Annotated in this window: 15 protein-coding genes; 9 read left to right on the top strand and 6 right to left on the bottom strand. The window is 57.2% G+C overall.

Annotated elements, in window-relative coordinates; translation table 11 throughout:
* The 5 genes from LRL22_RS06235 to LRL22_RS06255 form a co-directional block, all read right to left on the bottom strand.
* Entirely contained in the window at window positions 1-1,539 is a 1,539-nt protein-coding gene (locus LRL22_RS06235) for an inactive transglutaminase family protein (RefSeq protein WP_005337699.1), read from the bottom strand.
* 3 nt (window positions 1,540-1,542) lie between these two features.
* The gene (locus LRL22_RS06240) at window positions 1,543-2,331 is read right to left on the bottom strand and encodes an ATP-dependent zinc protease family protein (protein WP_005337698.1); all 789 of its coding nucleotides are present in this window, start codon (window positions 2,329-2,331) and stop codon (window positions 1,543-1,545) included.
* Window positions 2,332-2,383: 52 nt separating this feature from the next.
* Entirely contained in the window at window positions 2,384-3,361 is a 978-nt protein-coding gene (gene cmoB, locus LRL22_RS06245) for a tRNA 5-methoxyuridine(34)/uridine 5-oxyacetic acid(34) synthase CmoB (protein WP_270904977.1), read from the bottom strand.
* Window positions 3,358-4,104 carry a carboxy-S-adenosyl-L-methionine synthase CmoA gene (gene cmoA / locus LRL22_RS06250; protein ID WP_005353159.1) on the bottom strand — a complete coding sequence of 249 codons (747 nt, stop codon included), beginning with the start codon at window positions 4,102-4,104 and terminating at the stop codon, window positions 3,358-3,360. Before cmoA ends, cmoB begins: the two co-directional genes overlap by 4 nt.
* A 275-nt stretch (window positions 4,105-4,379) precedes the next feature.
* A complete protein-coding gene (locus LRL22_RS06255) occupies window positions 4,380-5,228 on the bottom strand; it encodes a DUF72 domain-containing protein (RefSeq protein WP_270904978.1) in 849 nt (282 codons plus the stop codon).
* A gap of 162 nt (window positions 5,229-5,390) precedes the next feature.
* Between LRL22_RS06255 and LRL22_RS06260 the strand changes: the two genes are divergently transcribed.
* The 3 genes from LRL22_RS06260 (at window position 5,391) to LRL22_RS06270 (ending at window position 8,284) form a co-directional block, all read left to right on the top strand.
* Window positions 5,391-5,642: an FmdB family zinc ribbon protein gene (locus LRL22_RS06260; RefSeq protein ID WP_270904979.1), complete on the top strand. Its 252-nt coding sequence runs from the start codon at window positions 5,391-5,393 to the stop codon at window positions 5,640-5,642.
* Window positions 5,643-5,674: 32 nt separating this feature from the next.
* Window positions 5,675-7,441, top strand: a complete 1,767-nt coding sequence (gene aspS, locus LRL22_RS06265; RefSeq protein ID WP_064339827.1) for an aspartate--tRNA ligase — start codon at window positions 5,675-5,677, stop codon at window positions 7,439-7,441.
* Window positions 7,442-7,543: 102 nt separating this feature from the next.
* Entirely contained in the window at window positions 7,544-8,284 is a 741-nt protein-coding gene (locus tag LRL22_RS06270) for a YebC/PmpR family DNA-binding transcriptional regulator (RefSeq protein ID WP_005337681.1), read from the top strand.
* Window positions 8,285-8,871: 587 nt separating this feature from the next.
* On the opposite strand, the gene adhE is transcribed toward LRL22_RS06270, so the two are convergent.
* Window positions 8,872-11,538, bottom strand: a complete 2,667-nt coding sequence (gene adhE / locus LRL22_RS06275; protein ID WP_106844015.1) for a bifunctional acetaldehyde-CoA/alcohol dehydrogenase — start codon at window positions 11,536-11,538, stop codon at window positions 8,872-8,874.
* A gap of 840 nt (window positions 11,539-12,378) precedes the next feature.
* Between adhE and LRL22_RS06280 the strand changes: the two genes are divergently transcribed.
* From LRL22_RS06280 to oppF, 6 genes are all read left to right on the top strand, one after another.
* On the top strand, window positions 12,379-13,014 hold the full coding sequence (locus LRL22_RS06280) for a YchE family NAAT transporter (protein ID WP_005337678.1): 636 nt from the start codon (window positions 12,379-12,381) through the stop codon (window positions 13,012-13,014).
* 279 nt (window positions 13,015-13,293) lie between these two features.
* A complete protein-coding gene (locus tag LRL22_RS06285) occupies window positions 13,294-14,913 on the top strand; it encodes an ABC transporter substrate-binding protein (RefSeq protein WP_204479669.1) in 1,620 nt (539 codons plus the stop codon).
* A gap of 98 nt (window positions 14,914-15,011) precedes the next feature.
* The gene (gene oppB, locus LRL22_RS06290; RefSeq protein WP_005337672.1) at window positions 15,012-15,932 is read left to right on the top strand and encodes an oligopeptide ABC transporter permease OppB; all 921 of its coding nucleotides are present in this window, start codon (window positions 15,012-15,014) and stop codon (window positions 15,930-15,932) included.
* Window positions 15,933-15,946: 14 nt separating this feature from the next.
* Window positions 15,947-16,858: an oligopeptide ABC transporter permease OppC gene (gene oppC, locus LRL22_RS06295; protein ID WP_139407229.1), complete on the top strand. Its 912-nt coding sequence runs from the start codon at window positions 15,947-15,949 to the stop codon at window positions 16,856-16,858.
* Window positions 16,859-16,912: 54 nt separating this feature from the next.
* Window positions 16,913-17,893 (top strand): ABC transporter ATP-binding protein, encoded by a 981-nt coding sequence (locus tag LRL22_RS06300; protein WP_005337668.1) that lies wholly within the window; start codon window positions 16,913-16,915, stop codon window positions 17,891-17,893.
* Window positions 17,894-18,889 carry a murein tripeptide/oligopeptide ABC transporter ATP binding protein OppF gene (gene oppF, locus LRL22_RS06305; protein WP_005337666.1) on the top strand — a complete coding sequence of 332 codons (996 nt, stop codon included), beginning with the start codon at window positions 17,894-17,896 and terminating at the stop codon, window positions 18,887-18,889.
* Window positions 18,890-19,107: the final 218 nt, after the last annotated feature.

Raw genomic sequence — 19,107 nt, forward strand, 5'->3', positions numbered from 1 at the left:
TTACTTGTCCTTACCCGGGGTGACGCCAGATTTCATCTCGTCCACCAGCGGCTTGAAGCGCTTCAATTCGCTCAGCTTGTAGCCGGTGTAGTTACCCATCAACAGCACGGTCGCCATCAGCACCAGCTGCAGGCCGAGGAAGTTGAAGGTGAGGTGACGAATAAGCTCGTTATCCATAGCCAGATAGGCGATGACGGCAACCAGCAGAGAGCCGCCGCCCTGGCGGAACACCTCTTTCGGGCCCTCTTCTTCCCACAGGATGGACATCCGTTCGATGGTCCAGGAGAGGATGATCATCGGGAAGAAGGTGATCTTCATGCCGTCGGTCAGCCCCAGCTTGAAGGCGAACGCGGAGAAGATACCGATCATCGAGATAACCATGATGATGATGGCCGATATTCGGGCGACCAGCAGCAGGTTAAGCCGAGACAGATAGGAGCGGATGATGAGACCGGTGCCGACGATCAGCAGGAAGCCGATGAGACCGGTGACCAGCGAGGTCTGGATAAAGGCGACCGCGATCAGCACCGGCATAAAGGTACCTGAGGTCTTGATCCCCACCAGCACCCGCAGGAACACCACCATCAGCACGCCGATCGGGATCAGCAGCAAGCCCTTGAACAGGGTCTGCTCTTCCAGCGGCAGGCTGTGGATGGAGAAGTTCATCATCTCTGATTTTTCGAACTTCTGCGCCAGTGCCACGCTGACCGGCTGCTCCTGTTCGATCATCGAGAAGCTGACACGGGAGTTGTGACCACCGGTCACGTCCAGCAGGGCGCCGGAGTTGTATTCCCACAGCAGCAGGTTGGCCGGACGGCCCTGTTCACCGGTTTGCGGGTTGAACAGCTTGTAGTCGGTCGGGCTGTTGAATACCTGCAGGTAATCCACCAGCTCCTGACGACGGCGGCCATCTTCCAGATTCAGGGCATGCACCACGCGGGTGGGGACGTCAGCATTGTTGAGCAGCTCGGCGATCAGGTTGGCGCGGCTCTTGTGCTTTTTCAGCAGCTCGGCGTTCTGCTCCTGCTTCTCGATCTCCTTGATGATCTCGCGAGTCAGGGTGTAGCCGTCGGCAGAGCGCTCCTGTGCCCGCTCGAGGATCTGCTTCATCGCGGTGGCATAAGGCTCACTTTCGATCTGCTTCTCGATGGCAGGCGGCTGCGGATTGGCGGCCGGTTTGGCGTGGGCATCCGCCATCATATCGACGCGGTAGTAGAGCTCCTGACGGCCGGAGGCGGTGCGGATGGACCACTCGGCGCGGGCATCACCATCTTTCTCGACGAAGGAGAGGCCGTAGCCCGGGCTGGCGGCGTTCTCGTTCATCAGGGTGAAACCGGGCTGGGTGCCCGGAATGGCCAGAGAGGCGATCACCGGCTCACCGGTCGCCTCAAACTCCAGCTTGGCTTCGATGGACCAGATCTGGCGCTTTTCACCAGGCGTCAGCGGCACATCCAACGCGATATGGTGATAGATCGTCATCCCCAGGCCGACAATGTACAGCAGGGCTACCAGCAAATAGAACGGCTTACGGGAAACCATGGATTATTTCACATCCTTGAGCTTGGGTTTGGGTTGGATATATTCGCGGGCCACATCAACCACGGCGATGTCTTTCAAAAATTCGCGACCCAGCAGCACAGGGAAGGTCATGTCGCTACGGTCTTTCAGGGTAAATTCGGCTTTTTCGGTCATGTCGCCAATGCGCACGGCCAGACGCACCACCGGACGGCGGTCCAGATCGTCGGCAGAGGCCTGACGCACCCGTACATGGCGTACCAGCGGCGCTTCGATCTGGATCTTGTCGTCCACTTCCTGATGGCTCAGGAAGAAGCGCACCCAGTTTTTGCCGTTGCGCTCGAAAATGGTGATCTCCTGCGCACTGATGGAGGAGGTGGTCGCACCGGTATCGACCCGCGCCTGGAAGGCGTCGTTGGCCGCATCAACCCAGATCCACTCGGCTTCACCGACCATCAGCTTGCCATCGATGGTGTGACCCTGATTGGGGGCCGGGCACTTCTCGGTGGGGATGGCCATCGGCTTGGGCGGTTCGGAGGGGAGGGTGGCGAGCTTGTGGTCTACTTGCTTGACGGACTCTTTCATATTGGTGACATCTGTGTTGAGCTGAACCAGCAGGTGCTGTTGCTGCACATACTGCTTCTGTTGCTGTTCCATGGATGTTTGCAGGCGCTGCTCGCTCTGGCTCAGCTCGCTACGAAGCTCGGCCAGCGTCAGAGCAGGGACCTGAGGCGCTTTTTCCATATTGACACACCCGCCGAGACTAAGCAGGGAGAGCAGGGTCATTCCTTTTAATTTGCTTTTCATGTCATTCATTTAACTGTGCTTCCTGGAATTGGGTCAGTGTAACTTCCACAAGCGCCACCGGCTAGTCTTTGGCCTTGCGGGCAATCAGTACGGCACGTTTCGGCGCCGGGTGTCCTTCTACCGTGAGTGCCGGATTGTCTGGATCCAGATAGTCACTCAGGGATTCATTAATCATCCAGTCGGTACGACGCTGTTCGTCGGTGCTGGTCATATTCTCGTCTACTATCCGCACGTCGGTGAAGCCGCAGCGCTCGACCCACAGCTTGAGGGCGCGGCTTGAGGGAATAAACCAGACGTTGCGCATCTTGCCGTAACGGTCGGTGGGCATCAGCACGTCGTTGACCCCGCCATCAATCACCAGCGTCTCCAGCACCAGCTCGCCATCATCTTTCAATTGATTGCGCAGCTGCTCGATGTGCTCGATGGGTGATTTGCGGTGATAGAGCACCCCCATGGAGAAGACGGTGTCAAAGGCACGCAGATCCGGCAGTTCCTGAATGCCGAGCGGCAACAGGTGGGCGCGCTGATCATTGCCCGCGAAGTGGCGAATGGCCTCGAACTGGCAGAGGAACAGCGGGCTAGGGTCGATGCCGACCGCCAGCTTGGCCCCTTCACCTACCATGCGCCAGAGGTGGTAGCCGCTGCCGCAGCCCACATCCAGCACGTAACGGCCTTCGAGCGGGCTGATATGGGGCAGCACCCGATCCCACTTCCAGTCAGAGCGCCACTCGGTATCGATGTGGATGCCGTGCAAGGTGAATGGCCCCTTGCGCCAGGGCATGAAGTGGCGCAGCAGGCTCTCGACCTTCTTGCGTTCACCTTCGCCAAGGCTCTCGGCCGAGCCAATCTCGACCCGGCTTTTCAGCTCGATGTTGCCTGGGGAGACCACCGGCAGCTTGTTGAGGGCGCGGTTCCAGCGCGGCAGGTCGCCATGCTGGTTGTCATGTTGCCAGGCGTGCAGCTGGGCGGGCAGGGTATGCAGCCAGTGGCTCAGCCGGTTTTTGGCAATCAGTTGATAGAAATTGGCAAAGTCGATCATGGCTGGGCGTCGCTGGATTTGATGGCAATCATGGAGCCGAAGTTGAAACACTGGAACCAGAGATCCTGATGGACGAAACCGGCATCCCGCAGACGAGCCTGATGCACCGGCAGGCTGTCGGTGCGCATCACGTTCTCAAGGGCAGTGCGTTTCTGGCTGATCTCCAGCTCGCTGTAGCCATTGGCCCGTTTGAAGTCGAGATGCAGATCGATGAGCAGCTCGTTGACCGGTTCATCTTCGAAGCGGAACTTTTCGCTCAGGATCAGGATCCCGCCCGGGCGTAGCCCATCGTGAATGCGCTGGATCAGGGCGGCCCGTTTTTCTGGCTCGACAAATTGCAGAGTGAAGTTGAGCACCACCACGGAGGCGTTCTCGATCTCGATGTCGCAGATATCTGCTTCCACCAGCTCCACTGGCACCTCGGATTTGAAACCGGAGAGGTGGGCGCGGGCGCGCTCGATCATCGGATGGGAGAGATCCACCGCGGTGATGCGGCAGCCGGGCTGGCTGACATGGCGACGCATCGCCTGGGTCGCAGCGCCCAGTGAGCAGCCGAGATCATAGAGTCGGCTCTCGGGTTGGGCGTAGCGGGCGGCCATCATGCCGATGGCGGAGATGATGTTGCTGTAACCCGGCACCGAGCGCTGGATCATATCGGGAAACACGTCGACGACCTGTTCGTCAAAACAGAAGTCTCCCAATCGGGCGATCGGGGCGGCAAAAATTTGATCTTTGGTATGCATGCTGGCGCAACCTGACAGTCGGGACATCACCCGGCTGTATTGTTCAATTGAGTCGTTGGGTGACACCCATCAGAGTAGATTTATCACCTGTTTACGAACGGGGTGGCTGGTCGTGAAATCCTTTGGACCTGTCCTGTTCGTACGGGCCATGTTCCGGACCCTTACTTGGGGCGGTAGTGTAGAGGATTGATGGCCGTTTGTCTTGACGCCAGGGCTTGCCACGCCACAAAAAAGCACTTTTTTTGCAGCGAAACGATGGCCGCAGAATGGGTTGGCTAAAAGCGCAGCACTCCCTGCCGTGCGCGATCGTTTTCCCCCGGCCAGGGGGCCATCTCCTGCTCCAGCAAGCGGGTGATCTGGCGGGCCAGCTCAGGTGCCTGGGCGTTGTCGGCAGTATGTATATAGAGGTAGAGATCCTTGCCCTCGGAAAGCCACTGGCGCCAGTGGGGGAGCCAGTTGGGCAGGAAGGGGTGATTGGCCGCCGGGTCCGGCAGGCCGATAAAGCGCACCATGGGGGCGTTGGCGGTGGCCAGCAGATGCACCGGTAGGCGCGGTTTCTTGCCCTGGGCATCGACAAGGGCTGGCGTGGTTGCTTGCACCGAGAAGAGTGGCCGGCTATCGAGCATCACCCGGTTCACACCCTTTTCCATCAGCAGCCGGTTCAATGCCCGCTCGGCCTCCCCCTTGGCGAAGAACTCAGGGTGACGCACTTCGAGGGCGTAGCGAAACGCCCGCGGCAGCCGATCGATGAAGGCCGCCAGTCTGGCCAGCCCCTGTGGCCCGAAACGGGCGGGCAACTGCAGGGTGAGCAGCCCCAGCTTGTCGTGCAGCGGGGCGAGCAGGCGAATAAAGTCGGCGACTTGCTTGTCTGCGCTCACCAGATCGCTCTGGTGGCTGATGGTTTGTGGAAATTTGAAGTTGAAACGAAAGTGATCGGGTACCGCATCGGCCCAGCGCTGCACAGTATCCGGTGTCGGCAGGGCGTAGAAGGTGGTGTTGCCCTCCACCGAATTGAACACGGTGGCGTAGTGGGCGAGGTGTTCGGCAGGCTTGGCGCCAAGGCCCAGCAACTGGCCGGGCCAGCTGGGGTGGGACCACTGTGGCAGGCCCAAATAGAGGCTCATGATGGCTATTCTCTTCGCTCTAGGTGCATTCGTGCCGATTTTTTGCCCGCTTTTTGCCATCGAGTGCAAAAAACTGGCGAAAGGAGGCCGCTGGCCATTTTACCCAAAAGGGGGTTTTCCTCTATAATGCCAGCCCTTTTGTTTTTCAATTTCTTGTGACCCATGCCTATCTACGAATATCGTTGCGACGTCTGTGGCCATGAATTGGCAAAACTGCAAAAGCTTTCCGATGCCCCCCTGACCGACTGTCCGGCCTGTAGCAAGCCGAATCTGGTCAAGCTGATATCGGCGGCAGGCTTCCGGCTCAAGGGAACCGGATGGTACGAGACTGATTTCAAACCGGGTAAGAAAAAGAATCTGGCCAGCAGTGAGACAGACGGTGCTTGCCAGTCGTGCCCGGCGGCCCAAGGTTAACCGTCTCTCTACAATTTCGAAGGAAGAAGTCCATGCGCTCTATCTATTGCGGACAGGTCAATGAGGCCCATGCAGGGCAGACCATTACATTGTGCGGTTGGGTTCATCGTCGTCGTGATCTCGGCGGTCTGATCTTTATCGATATGCGCGACCGGGAAGGGATCGTTCAGGTGTTCTTCGATCCGGACAAGCCGGACGCGTTCGCCCTGGCCTCCGAGCTGCGCGGCGAGTTCTGCATCCAGGTGACCGGCGTGGTGCGCACCCGTCCCGAGTCCCAGCGCAACAGCGACATGGCCACTGGCGCCATCGAAGTGTTCGCCCACGAACTCAACATCATCAACCGTGCCGAGCCGCTGCCGCTGGACTTCAATCAGGTCAACAGCGAAGAGATCAGCCTCAAGTATCGCTACCTGGATCTGCGTCGTCCCGAGATGGCCAAGTACCTGAAGACCCGTGCCAAGGCCAGCGCCTTCGTACGCCGCTTCATGGACGAGCACGGCTTCCTCGATATCGAGACCCCGATGCTGACCAAGGCCACCCCGGAAGGTGCCCGTGACTATCTGGTGCCGAGCCGCGTGCACAAGGGCAAGTTCTACGCTCTGCCGCAATCACCCCAGCTGTTCAAGCAGTTGCTGATGATGTCCGGCTTCGATCGCTACTACCAGATCGTCAAGTGCTTCCGTGACGAAGACCTGCGTGCCGACCGCCAGCCGGAATTCACCCAGATCGACGTGGAGACCTCCTTCATGACCGCGCCGCAGGTGCGTGAAGTGATGGAAGAGATGATCCGCAAACTGTGGCTGCACATCCTGAACGTGGATCTGGGCGACTTCCCGATCATGACCTTCGACGAAGCCATGCGTCGCTACGGCTCCGACAAGCCGGACCTGCGTCTGCCAATGGAGCTGGTTGATGTGGCTGATCTGCTGACTGCTGTCGAGTTCGCCGTGTTCGCGGGCCCCGCCAACGATCCGAAAGGCCGTGTGGCTGCCCTGAAAGTCCCGGGCGGTGCCGAGCTCTCTCGCAAGCAGATCGACGAATACACCAAGTTTGTCGGCATCTACGGTGCCAAGGGCCTGGCCTGGATGAAGGTTAACGAAGCCGCCAACGGCATCGAAGGCGTGCAGTCTCCGGTTGCCAAGTTCCTCTCTGACGAGATCGTGCGCGAGATCCTGGCTCGTACTGGCGCAGCCGACGGCGACATCATCTTCTTTGGCGCTGACAGCAAGAAAGTGGTCTGCGATGCTATGGGCGCCCTGCGTCTGAAAGTGGGTCGCGACCTGGGCCTGCTGGAGAACAGCTGGAAACCGCTGTGGGTCATCGACTTTCCGATGTTCGAGGAAGATGGTGAAGGTGGTCTGGCCGCCATGCACCACCCGTTCACCGCGCCGAGCAACATGAGCCCGGCCGAGCTGAAAGCCAACCCTGTGGGTGCTTACGCCAACGCCTACGACATGGTGATCAACGGCTACGAAGTGGGTGGCGGCTCTGTCCGTATCCACAACAGCGAGATGCAATCCACCGTGTTCGATATCCTGGGTATCACCCCGGCCGAGCAGCGCCTGAAGTTCGGCTTCCTGCTGGATGCGCTGAAGTACGGTACCCCGCCGCACGCCGGTCTGGCCTTCGGTCTGGACCGTCTCAGCATGCTGCTGACCGGCACCGAAAACATTCGGGACGTCATCGCCTTCCCGAAAACGACCGCGGCCGCCTGTCTGATGACAGACGCCCCCAGCCTTGCCAATGCCGCCCAACTGGGTGAGCTGGCGATTGCAACCACCGTCAAGGGCGACGAGTAAGCCGATACCGGCACCGGAGGCCGCCGCCGTGCGGCCTCTGTGTTTCCCTTGGGTTAGTCATGATCAGTGTTACTGACATTTAAAAAATAACGGAGAGTCTCTATGGCAGGTCACAGTAAATGGGCCAACATCAAACACCGCAAGGCCGCTCAGGACGCCAAGCGTGGCAAGATCTTCACCAAACTGATCCGCGAAATCACTACCTCCGCGCGTCTGGGTGATGCCGATCCCGCCAACAACCCGCGTCTGCGTGCTGCGGTGACTGCCGCCCTGACCAACAACATGACCCGCGACACCATCAACCGTGCCATTCAGCGTGGCGCCGGTGGTGGCGATGGCGAACAGCTCGAGACCATCGTATACGAAGGTTACGGCCCGGCTGGCTCTGCCGTGATGGTAGAGTGCCTGACCGATAACCGTAACCGTACCGTAGCCGAAGTGCGCCACGCCTTCAGCAAGTGCGGTGGCAACCTGGGTACCGACGGCTCCGTCGCCTATCTGTTCAGCAAGAAAGGTCTGCTGACCTTCGTGGGCGTAGACGAAGATGCCCTGATGGATGCCGCGCTGGAAGCGGGCGCCGATGACGTGGTCACCGAAGAGGATGGCACCATCGAGGTGTACACCACCCCGAACGACTTCGGTACCGTGCTGGATGGTCTGGAAGCTGCCGGCTTCAAGGCCCAGAGCGCCGAAGTGACCATGATCCCCTCCACCGAAGCTGAGCTGGATGCAGAAACTGCACCCAAGCTGATGCGTCTGATCGACATGCTGGAAGATCTGGACGATGTGCAAGAGGTGTATCACAACGGCTCCATCTCCGATGAAGTCGCTGCTACCCTCTGATCGCTGAATTGTGCTCTCTCGATGGCAGCCTGATGGCTGCCATTTTTTTATCTTTGCATCGTGGCAACTGCTGATGTGTCGGTTGCGCAACTGGTGCTGCAACTCTCTTCACTGACAGTCTTTCCCGCTTTCTCTGCGCATTATCATTGCTCTATTCATGCCAGTCGGTTGGCCCTGTACGTACGCCAGTCGGCAGTTCTGCTGCGTTGCGTTAGCGAGGCTCCGCTTATCCTGTTTATCACACCTTTAGCTCTTGAGATTGCGTTGACTGCTCACATCTGCCCGTCAGGGTAATTGCGTTGCGGGTAGGGGAGAGGAGGTGATGGGGCGTGCTCTTGTTATCAGAGGTGCCCATCAATACAGAGTCACAGGTTGGGATGTCGATAACGGATTGGCTGGGGCGAGTTGGTTGGTTGGTTGGTTGGTTGGTTGGTTGGTTGGTTGGTTGGTTGGTTGGTTGGTTGGTTGGTTGGTTGGGACGTTAGGGGCTGCACTACCGCAATCGGGTGGAGAGAGGAGCTCTGTGATAAGTGGCAGATAAAAAAAAGCCCGCGCAGTGCGCGGGCTTGTTATCTCAGGACCGGTTATCAGGCCTTGGATTTCTTCTTGCCTTCAACCTTGGCTTCAACCGGGGCAGCAGTTACCGGAGCGGCTTCGGTGAACGGACGACCGTAGTAGGAGTCCAGCAGAACCTGCTTCAGCTCGCTGATCAGCGGGTAGCGCGGGTTGGCGCCGGTGCACTGGTCATCGAAAGCTTCGATAGCCAGCTGGTCAACCTTGGCCAGGAAGTCAGCTTCAGTTACGCCAGCTTCGCGGATAGAGGCCGGGATACCCAGGGTAGCCTTCAGCTCGTCCAGCCAGGTCAGCAGCTTCTCGATCTTGGCTGCGGTGCGGTCACCGGCAGCAGTCAGACCCAGGTGGTCAGCGACTTCGGCGTAACGACGACGAGCCTGCGGACGGTCGTACTGGGAGAACGCAGTCTGCTTGGTCGGGTTGTCGTTCGCGTTGTAGCGGATGACGTTGCTGATCAGCAGAGCGTTAGCCAGACCGTGCGGAATGTGGAACTCGGCACCCAGTTTATGAGCCATGGAGTGGCACACACCCAGGAAGGCGTTGGCGAACGCGATACCGGCGATGGTGGCAGCATTGTGCACCTTCTCACGAGCGATCGGGTCGTTGGCACCGTTCTGATAGCTGGACGGCAGGTACTCTTTCAGCATTTTCAGGGCTTGCAGCGCCTGGCCGTCGGAGTACTCGTTAGCCAGTACGGAAACATAGGCTTCCATGGCGTGAGTCACGGCATCGATACCACCGAATGCACACAGGGACTTCGGCATACCCATGACCAGGTTGGCATCAACGATGGCCATGTTCGGGGTCAGCTCGTAGTCAGCCAGCGGATACTTCTGACCAGACACTTCATCGGTTACTACTGCAAACGGAGTGACTTCAGAGCCGGTACCGGAAGTGGTGGTGATACAGACCAGTTCGGCCTTCACGCCCATTTTCGGGAACTTGTAGATACGCTTGCGGATATCCATAAAGCGCATGGCCAGATCTTCGAACGCAGTGTTCGGGTGCTCGTACATCACCCACATGATCTTGGCCGCATCCATCGGTGAACCACCGCCCAGCGCCAGGATAACGTCCGGTTTGAAGGAGTTGGCCATCTCGGCACCTTTGCGAACCACAGCCAGGGTCGGGTCAGCTTCTACTTCGTAGAACACTTCCACTTCCATATTCTGTGCTTTCAGCAGGCTGACCAGTTCATCGGCGTAGCCGTTGTTGAACAGGAAGCGGTCAGTTACGACCATGGCACGCTTTTTACCTTCCAGGTCGCTCAGAGCGATCGGCAGGGAACCACGACGGAAGTAGATGGATTTCGGAAGTTTGTGCCACAGCATGTTTTCTGCCCGTTTTGCGACTGTCTTCTTGTTGATCAGGTGCTTCGGACCCACGTTTTCGGAGATGGAGTTACCGCTCCAGGAGCCGCAACCCAGGGTCAGGGACGGAGCCATTGCGAAGTTGTACAGGTCACCGATACCGCCTTGGGTAGACGGAGTGTTGATCAGGATACGCGCGGTCTTCATCTTGTCGCCGAAGTACTTGATGCGGTCAGCGTTGCGGTCCTGGTCGGTGTACAGACCTGAGGTGTGGCCGATACCACCGATGTTGACCATGTCACAGGCCATATCAACGGCGTTTTCGAAGCTGCTTGCACGGAACATACCGAGCAGCGGGGACAATTTCTCGTGAGCAAACTCGTCTTCTGCACATAGCTTGACGCCTTCACCGATCAGGATCTTGGTATCAGCCGGTACAGTCACGCCTGCCATCTCGGCAATCTTGGTGGCTGGCTGGCCAACGATGTTGGCGTTCAGGGCACCGTTGATCAGGATGACTTTACGTACCTTGTCAGCATCTTCTTTGGAGAGCACGTGGCCCTTGTGGGATGCAAAGCGCTCTTTAACTTGGTCGTAGATGGCATCAACAACGATGACCGCCTGCTCGGAAGCACAGACCACGCCGTTATCGAAAGTCTTGGACATCAGGATGGAGGCAACCGCACGCTTCACGTCGGCAGTTTCGTCGATAACGATAGGTACGTTACCGGCACCCACACCGATAGCAGGCTTACCGGAGGAGTAGGCTGCTTTCACCATGCCCGGGCCACCGGTGGCCAGGATCAGGTTGATGTCGTCGTGCTTCATCAGGGCGTTGGAGAGCTCAACAGACGGTTGGTCGATCCAGCCGATGATGTCTTTCGGCGCACCAGCGGCAACAGCGGCATCCAGTACCAGCTTGGCAGCGGTATTGGTGGAGTTCTTGGCACGGGGGTGCGGGGAGAAGATGATGGCGTTGCGGGTCTTGAGCGCGATCATGGATTTGAAGATCGCAGTGGAGGTCGGGTTGGTGGTCGGAACGATACCACAGATGATACCTACCGGCTCGGCGATGGTGATGGTACCCATCTGATCATCTTCGCTCAGAATGCCGCAGGTCTTCTCGTCTTTGTACTTGTTGTAGATGTATTCGGAGGCGAAGTGGTTCTTGATAACCTTGTCTTCGATGATACCCATACCGGATTCTTCCACGGCCATCTGGGCCAGAGGGATACGGGCGTTGTTGGCGGCCAGGGCGGCGGCACGGAAGATCTTGTCTACCTGCTCTTGAGAGAAGCTGGCGAATTCACGCTGGGCTTCCTTAACGCGGGCGACCAGTGCATCCAGTTCAGCCAAATTGGTTACTGCCATGTTTATCTCCTGATTATTTGAAAACTGTTTAGTAAGACGTTGGCAATGCCCGGCAATTATAGTCGCCCTGTCAAGACGGTATCGTTGCAACAGCTTTTTCACATGCCTTACTAAATCGCTTTCTGAGTCGATTATAGAGCGTGGCTGACTCAGAAAAACTTGATCTGGATCATGTGTAACAAAAGAACAAAAGAAATTTTATTTCACAATCCTTGTTTGACTGATGTTATCGGAATGTGCATCAAAGGGAAAGGTGAGAGGCTTGTTAACGCAGGGTAATAAACCACATTTATCAAGTGGTTAATTGCAATCGAACATAGGATTGCAGAGCTATTTTGGCGGTATAGGTTAGTAAATATGAGTGAATCGGTTTCAAAATCACCGACAAACGCACTTTATTCCAGCGTTTGTTGCAAAAATGATTGTTGTTTTAATCCATGACTAATCCGCTTTATTCCCCGAGGGGGCCATTTCTGCCCGCTTTCCCGGTTTTTGCATTGTGGCTCTCTTGCCGAGTCAATGAAGTGATGTCTGGCCTGAAATAGTAGGAAGGCAAAGCTTGGATTCTCTCGAGTCGCTTGGTCATTCGGTCAGTCATCGTCGGACTCTCTGGTCATGATTAAGCAGGCTTGCGCTCACTTTTCTGGCGCGTGTCGGGCGGTAGAAAGGGCTTTTGGCATCGGTTTATGCCAGTTAGCGCGGATGCATTAGATGAACTAACTAAAAAACCCTCAAAATGGTGAGATTATTTGATTGGTACCCACTCTGGCTATGATGTAAATTTACGCACGAAATTAATGGACTGGCCCGCTGGGCCCGAAACTCTATTGGAAGGCGCCTATGGCAGCAATTGACGTCTCGTTGTATCTGAAGTTTTTTGTCGGTTTGTTCGCAATTATCAATCCGCTTGGTTTGTTGCCGGTGTTTGTCAGCCTGACCAGCCACCATACCCAGGCCGAGCGGATGAAAACCAATACCACCGCCAATATCGCGGTGATGGTGATCCTGCTGGTCTCCATGTATATGGGGCAGCTGATCCTCGATGGGTTTGGCATCTCGCTGGCATCGTTCCGGATCGCCGGTGGGTCGCTGATTACCCTGATTGCCTGGTCGATGCTGCAGGGCAAGCTGGGCGAGGTAAAGCACAACAAACAGGAGAAGGGCGAATTGGCGGTGCGCGAGTCTATCGCCGTGGTACCGCTGGCGCTGCCGCTGATGGCGGGCCCCGGTGCCATCTCCTCAGTGATTGTCTATGCCAGCCAGAGCCACTGGCAGCAGCTGCTCGGCATGTCAGTGGTTGTCGTGGTCTTCTCTTTCTGCTCCTGGCTCATCTTCCGCGCCGCGCCGCTGCTGTTCAAGATCATGGGCAACACCGGCATCAACGTGGTGACCCGTATCATGGGTCTTATCATGATGTCGCTGGGTATCGAGATCATGGTGGCCGGTATCAAGGGGGTTTTCCCCAGTTTGATGTGAGCCAGCTCCGCTTTATGAAAGCCGGTCCTCGTGACCGGCTTTTTATTGGTTGCTTTTTGCCCGGTCTTTTCTAGAATCGGTCGTTTGTGTGAAAAATGAGCACCTTGCTGGTGTTTTAATACTGAAAAAGCACATGATGGCTGATTTTTTGACCAGAAAATGACGATTACCCTGACAATATCTGTTGCATTATCGGAATTGGCAGGGAATTATGCTGGGAGCGGGTTTTAACCCCGTCACTTTAAAAAACGCATGGAATGTTCTTGTTGGAGTAGGGAAATGACTCATAAAAAAACAATGATTAACACATTGCTGATGGCTGCACTGTTTGGTGGTGTCAATGTGGCTCAGGCTGCCGATGTCCCGGCGGGAACCAAGCTGGCTGAAGTCCAGCAACTGGTAAAAGGCAACGGCTCAGAGCCTGCGACCCTTGACCCGCACAAGACCGAAGGAACGGTCGAATCCAATATCCTGCGCGACCTGTTCGAGGGTCTCGTTGCATCCGGCCCGAAAGGGGAAATTCTCCCGGCTGTGGCTGAATCCTGGGAAACCAAGGATAACAAGCACTACGTCTTCCACCTGCGCAAAGATGCCAAGTGGTCCAACGGTGACCCGGTCACTGCCCACGATTTCGTTTTTGCTTTCCAGCGTGCCGTTGATCCGAAAACCGCCTCTCCTTACTCTTGGTATCTGGAGATCCCGACTATCGCCAACGCCACCGATATTATCGCTGGCAAGAAACCCGCTGATACGCTGGGCGTGAAGGCGACCGACGACTACACCTTCGAAGTGCAGCTCGAGAAAGCGATCCCTTACTTCGTCAGCATGCTCTCCCACACCACCACCTATCCGGTACCGAAGAAGGTGATCGAGAAGTTCGGTGACAAGTGGACCCAGCCGGAAAATATGGTATCCAACGGTGCCTATACCCTGAAGAACTGGGTGGTGAACGAGCGCGTCGAAGTGGAGCGCAACAAGCACTACTGGAACGATGGCAAGACCGTCATCAACAAGGTGGTCTATCTGCCCATCCAGTCTACCAACGCTGACCTGAGCCGCTATCTGGCGGGCGAAGTGGACATCACCTATCAGATGCCCATCGAGCGCTTCAAGCAGATGAAGAAAGAGAAGCCGGACGAGCTGAAAGTGACCGGTTATGTTGGTACTTACTACTACCAGTACAACGTCAAGAAGAAGCCGTTTGACGATGTGCGCGTCCGTACTGCGCTCTCCTATGCCATCGATCGCGACGTGATCGCCGACAAGGTGATGGGGCAGGGTCAGACGCCCGGTTACACCCTGGTGCCGGACTTCGTCGATGGCTTCAAGCCGGTAGCGCCCGAGTGGTCGAAGATGACCCAGGCCGAGCGTGATGCCAAGGCCAAGGCGCTGCTGCAAGAGGCCGGTTTCGATGCCAGCAAGCCGCTGAAGTTCGAGCTGCTCTACAACACCGACGACAACCACAAGAAAGTGGCTGTGGCTGTGGCTTCCATGTGGAAGAAGCTGGGGGTGCAGGTGAGCCTGGTCAACCAGGAGTGGAAAACTTACCTGGAAACCAAGAAACAGGGTCAGTTTGACGTAGGTCGTGCCGGCTGGATCGCCGACTACAACGAAGCCTCCTCCATGCTGGATCTGATGCAGACCACCCACGGCAACAACGACGGCAAGTACTCCAATCCGGAGTTCGACAAGCTGATGGATTCGTCCCGTGATCAGGTTGATGTGGCGGCCCGTAACAAGCTCTACGTCCAGGCTGAAGAGATCCTGGCCAAGGACATGCCGATCGCCCCCATCTACCAGTACGTGACTGCCCGTATGGTCAAACCCTATGTAGGCGGCTACCCGGCCAACCCGCTGGATAACCTCTACAGCAAAGATATGTACATCATTGCTCACTGATTTAAAGCAACAAGTCGCATAACAAGCAGGGCCCGCCGGACGGCGGGCCTTTATTACAACCGCGACCATTTGGAAGCAGTACAGGACAGGAAATGTCTATGTTGAAATTCATTTTTAAACGGCTATTGGAAGCGATCCCGACTCTGCTGGTCTTGATCACCGTCTCTTTCTTCATGATGCGTTTCGCCCCCGGTAACCCCTTTACCAGCGAGCGTTCACTGCCCCCCGAAGTCATCGCCAACATTGAGGCCAAATACGGGCTCGACAAACCCATTGGCATGCAATATCTCACCTACCTGGGCAACTTGGTGCAGGGTGATTTGGGCCCCTCTTTCAAATACAAGGATTTCACCGTCAATGATCTGGTGAGCCAGGCGTTGCCTGTATCCGCCAAGATCGGGACTACGGCCTTCTTCTTCGCCGTGTTGCTGGGGGTCACCTTCGGCACCATAGCGGCACTGAAACAGAACACCATCATCGATTATCTGCTGATGTCGTCGGCTATGGCCGGGGTGGTGATCCCGGGCTTTGTGCTGGCGCCCTTGCTGGTGCTGTTTTTCAGTATTCATCTGGGTTGGTTCCCTGCCGGTGGATGGCAGGGGGGTGGCATCCAGTTTATGGTGCTGCCGGTGTTCGGCATGATGATGTACTACATCTCTGCCATCTCGCGGATCATGCGGGGCAGCATGATCGAGACCATGAACTCCAACTTCATCCGTACCGCCCGTGCCAAGGGCTTGCCGCTGCGCCACATCATCCTGAAACACGCGCTGCGTCCGGCCATGCTGCCGGTGGTCTCCTATCTGGGCCCGGCCTTTGTCGGCATCATCACCGGTTCCGTGGTGATCGAGACCATCTTCGGTCTGCCGGGGATCGGTCAGCTGTTCGTCAATGGTGCCCTTAACCGTGATTACTCCATGGTGCTCGGTCTGACCATTCTGGTCGGCGCCCTCACCATCACCTTTAACGCTGTGGTCGATATTCTCTACGCCTTTATCGATCCCAAGATCCGTTACTAATTCGGGAGTTCATCATGGTTGTTTCAACTGAAAAACGCGATGCCGTCGAGGCGTTCGCGCAAAAAGTGGAAGTGGTGGAGGGACGCTCCCTGTGGAAGGATGCCCGTCGCCGTTTCCTGCGCAACAAGGCGGCCCTGACCAGCCTGATCATTCTGACCATCATCGGTCTGGCGGTCATCTTTGGCCCCCATTTGTCCCAATACACCTTTGACGATCCGGACTGGGGCGCCATGCAGTCGCCGCCCGATATGGAAGCGGGTCACTACTTCGGTACCGACAGCCTGGGGCGCGATCTGTTCGTGCGCACTCTGCTGGGTGGCCGGATTTCCCTGATGGTCGGCATCATGGGCGCCATGGTGGCGGTCATCATCGGCACCCTGTATGGCGCGGCCTCCGGCTTTATCGGCGGGCGGGTCGACAGCCTGATGATGCGGGTACTGGAGATCCTCAACGCCTTCCCCTTCATGTTCTTTGTCATCATGCTGGTCACCTTCTTTGGCCGCAATCTGGCACTCATCTTTATCGCTATCGGGGCGGTGAGCTGGCTCGACATGGCGCGTATCGTGCGCGGCCAGACTCTCAGCCTCAAGAGCAAGGAGTTTATCGAGGCGGCCCACGTCTGTGGCGTCTCCAAGTGGAAGATCATCACCCGTCACATCGTACCGAACGTACTCGGTATCGTGGCCGTTTACGCCACCTTGCTGGTGCCGGGGATGATCATGTTTGAATCCTTCCTGAGTTTCCTGGGCCTTGGGGTTCAGGAACCGATGACCAGCTGGGGTGCCCTGCTGGATGAAGGCTCCAAGTCGATGGAAGTGGCCATCTGGCAACTGCTGTTCCCCGCCGGTTTTATGGTGGTGACCCTGTTTTGCTTCAACTTCCTCGGGGATGGTCTGCGTGACGCCCTCGATCCGAAAGATCGTTAATCGAGCATCGGGTCGACAGGAAAGCATCACGAAAGATCGATAAGGAGTTTTTATATGAAGTTACTGGATGTGAAAGATCTGCGGGTCGAGTTCAAGACCCCGGATGGCAATGTGGTGGCGGTCAACGACCTCAATTTTTCTCTCTCTGCGGGTGAAACCCTGGGGATCGTCGGCGAGTCCGGCTCCGGTAAATCCCAGACGGCCTTTGCCATCATGGGGCTGCTGGCCAAGAACGGCATTATTACCGGTTCCGCCAAGTTTCAGGGCGAAGAGATCCTCAACCTGCCGGAGTCCAAGCTCAACAAGATCCGCTCCGAGAAGATCGCCATGATCTTCCAGGACCCCATGACCTCGCTCAACCCCTACATGAAGGTGCAGGATCAGCTGATGGAAGTGCTGATGTTGCATAAGGGCGTTAGCAAGGCGGAAGCGTTCGAAGAGTCGGTGCGGATGCTCGATGCGGTGAAAATTCCCGAAGCGCGCAAGCGGATGGGCATGTATCCCCACGAGTTCTCCGGCGGCATGCGTCAGCGGGTGATGATCGCCATGGCACTGCTCTGCCGGCCGCAACTGCTGATCGCCGACGAACCGACTACCGCACTCGACGTGACCGTACAGGCCCAGATCATGACTCTGATGAACGAGCTCAAGCGCGAGTTCAACACCGCCATCATCATGATCACCCATGACCTTGGCGTGGTCGCCGGTATCTGCAACAAGGTGCTGGTGATGTATGCCGGTCGTACCATGGAGTACGGCAAAGTAGACGATATCTTCTATCGCCCAAGCCACCCCTACACCGAAGGCCTGCTGCGCGCCATTCCTCGTCTCGATACCGAAGGGGAAGTGCTGCCCACCATCCCGGGCAATCCGCCCAACCTGCTGCGTCTGCCGACCGGCTGCCCCTTCCAGGAGCGTTGCCACCGGGTCAGCGAAATTTGCGGCCAGCAGTCACCGATCCTGACCCCGTTCAACGACGGCCGGGAGCGTGCTTGCCACTGGGTTTCGGATGCCATGAACAAGGGGGCCAACTAAATGGGTGCCGACAAAAAATTGCTGTTGGAAGTGTCTGACCTCAAGGTCCACTTCAGTATAAAGAGTGGCAAGGCGTGGCCCTGGGCCAAGCCGTCTGATCTGAAAGCAGTCGATGGCGTGACCTTGCGTCTCTATGAGGGGGAGACCCTCGGCGTGGTGGGTGAATCCGGCTGCGGCAAGTCCACCTTTGCCCGCGCCATCATCGGTCTGGTACCGGCCACCGATGGCAAGGTGGTGTGGCTGGGTGACGATCTCACCAAGCTCGATCAGAATGCCCTGCGCGAGAAGCGCAAAGAGATCCAGATGATTTTCCAGGATCCGCTGGCCTCCCTGAACCCGCGCATGACCATCGGCGACATCATTGCCGAGCCGCTCATCACCTTCTACCCCAACCTGCCACGGGAAGAGGTGAAGGAGAAGGTGCGTGCCATGATGAGCAAGGTGGGGCTGTTGCCCAACCTGGTCAACCGCTATCCGCACGAGTTCTCCGGCGGTCAGTGCCAGCGGATCGGGATTGCCCGGGCACTGATCCTCGAGCCCAAGATGATCATCTGTGACGAGCCGGTCTCGGCGCTTGACGTATCCATTCAGGCGCAGGTGGTCAACCTGCTCAAATCCCTGCAAAAGGAGATGGGGCTGTCGCTTATCTTCATCGCCCACGACCTGTCGGTGGTCAAGCATATCTCCGATCGGGTGCTGGTGATGTATCTGGGCAACGCCGTCGAGCTGGGGACCCGCAAGGAGATCTTCGCCAACCCGCTGCATCCTTACACCAAGGCGCTGATGTCAGCGGTGCCGATCCCGGACCCTGAGCTGGAGCGCAACAAGGTGATCCAGATCCTGGAGGGGGATTTGCCCTCACCGATGAATCCTCCGTCAGGCTGCGTGTTCCGCACCCGCTGCCCGGTGGCTGGCCCCGAGTGTGCCAAGACCCGCCCAGTGCTGGAGGGGAACTTCGATCACGCGGTCTCCTGCCTCAAGGTCGACCCGCTCTGATGGGGATGTGTTGAACCTGCTTGTGGGGCTCCTTGATGGGGCCCCGATTTATTTTTGACGGCAGTGAAGATGCCCCTTGGCGTTATCTTTTACCGCTGCTACTATCCGCGCAACAAGGGGAGTAACTTCTCGCCGGTTTGTCGTCATTACGGTGCACCCATATCCTGCAGTGCACCCGGCAGCCGGGCAGTCGATGCAAATCAGCTGTAAGTGAGACC

The organism is Aeromonas sp. PI_26 (genome assembly GCF_027854445.1).
Lineage (GTDB): Bacteria > Pseudomonadota > Gammaproteobacteria > Enterobacterales > Aeromonadaceae > Aeromonas > Aeromonas veronii.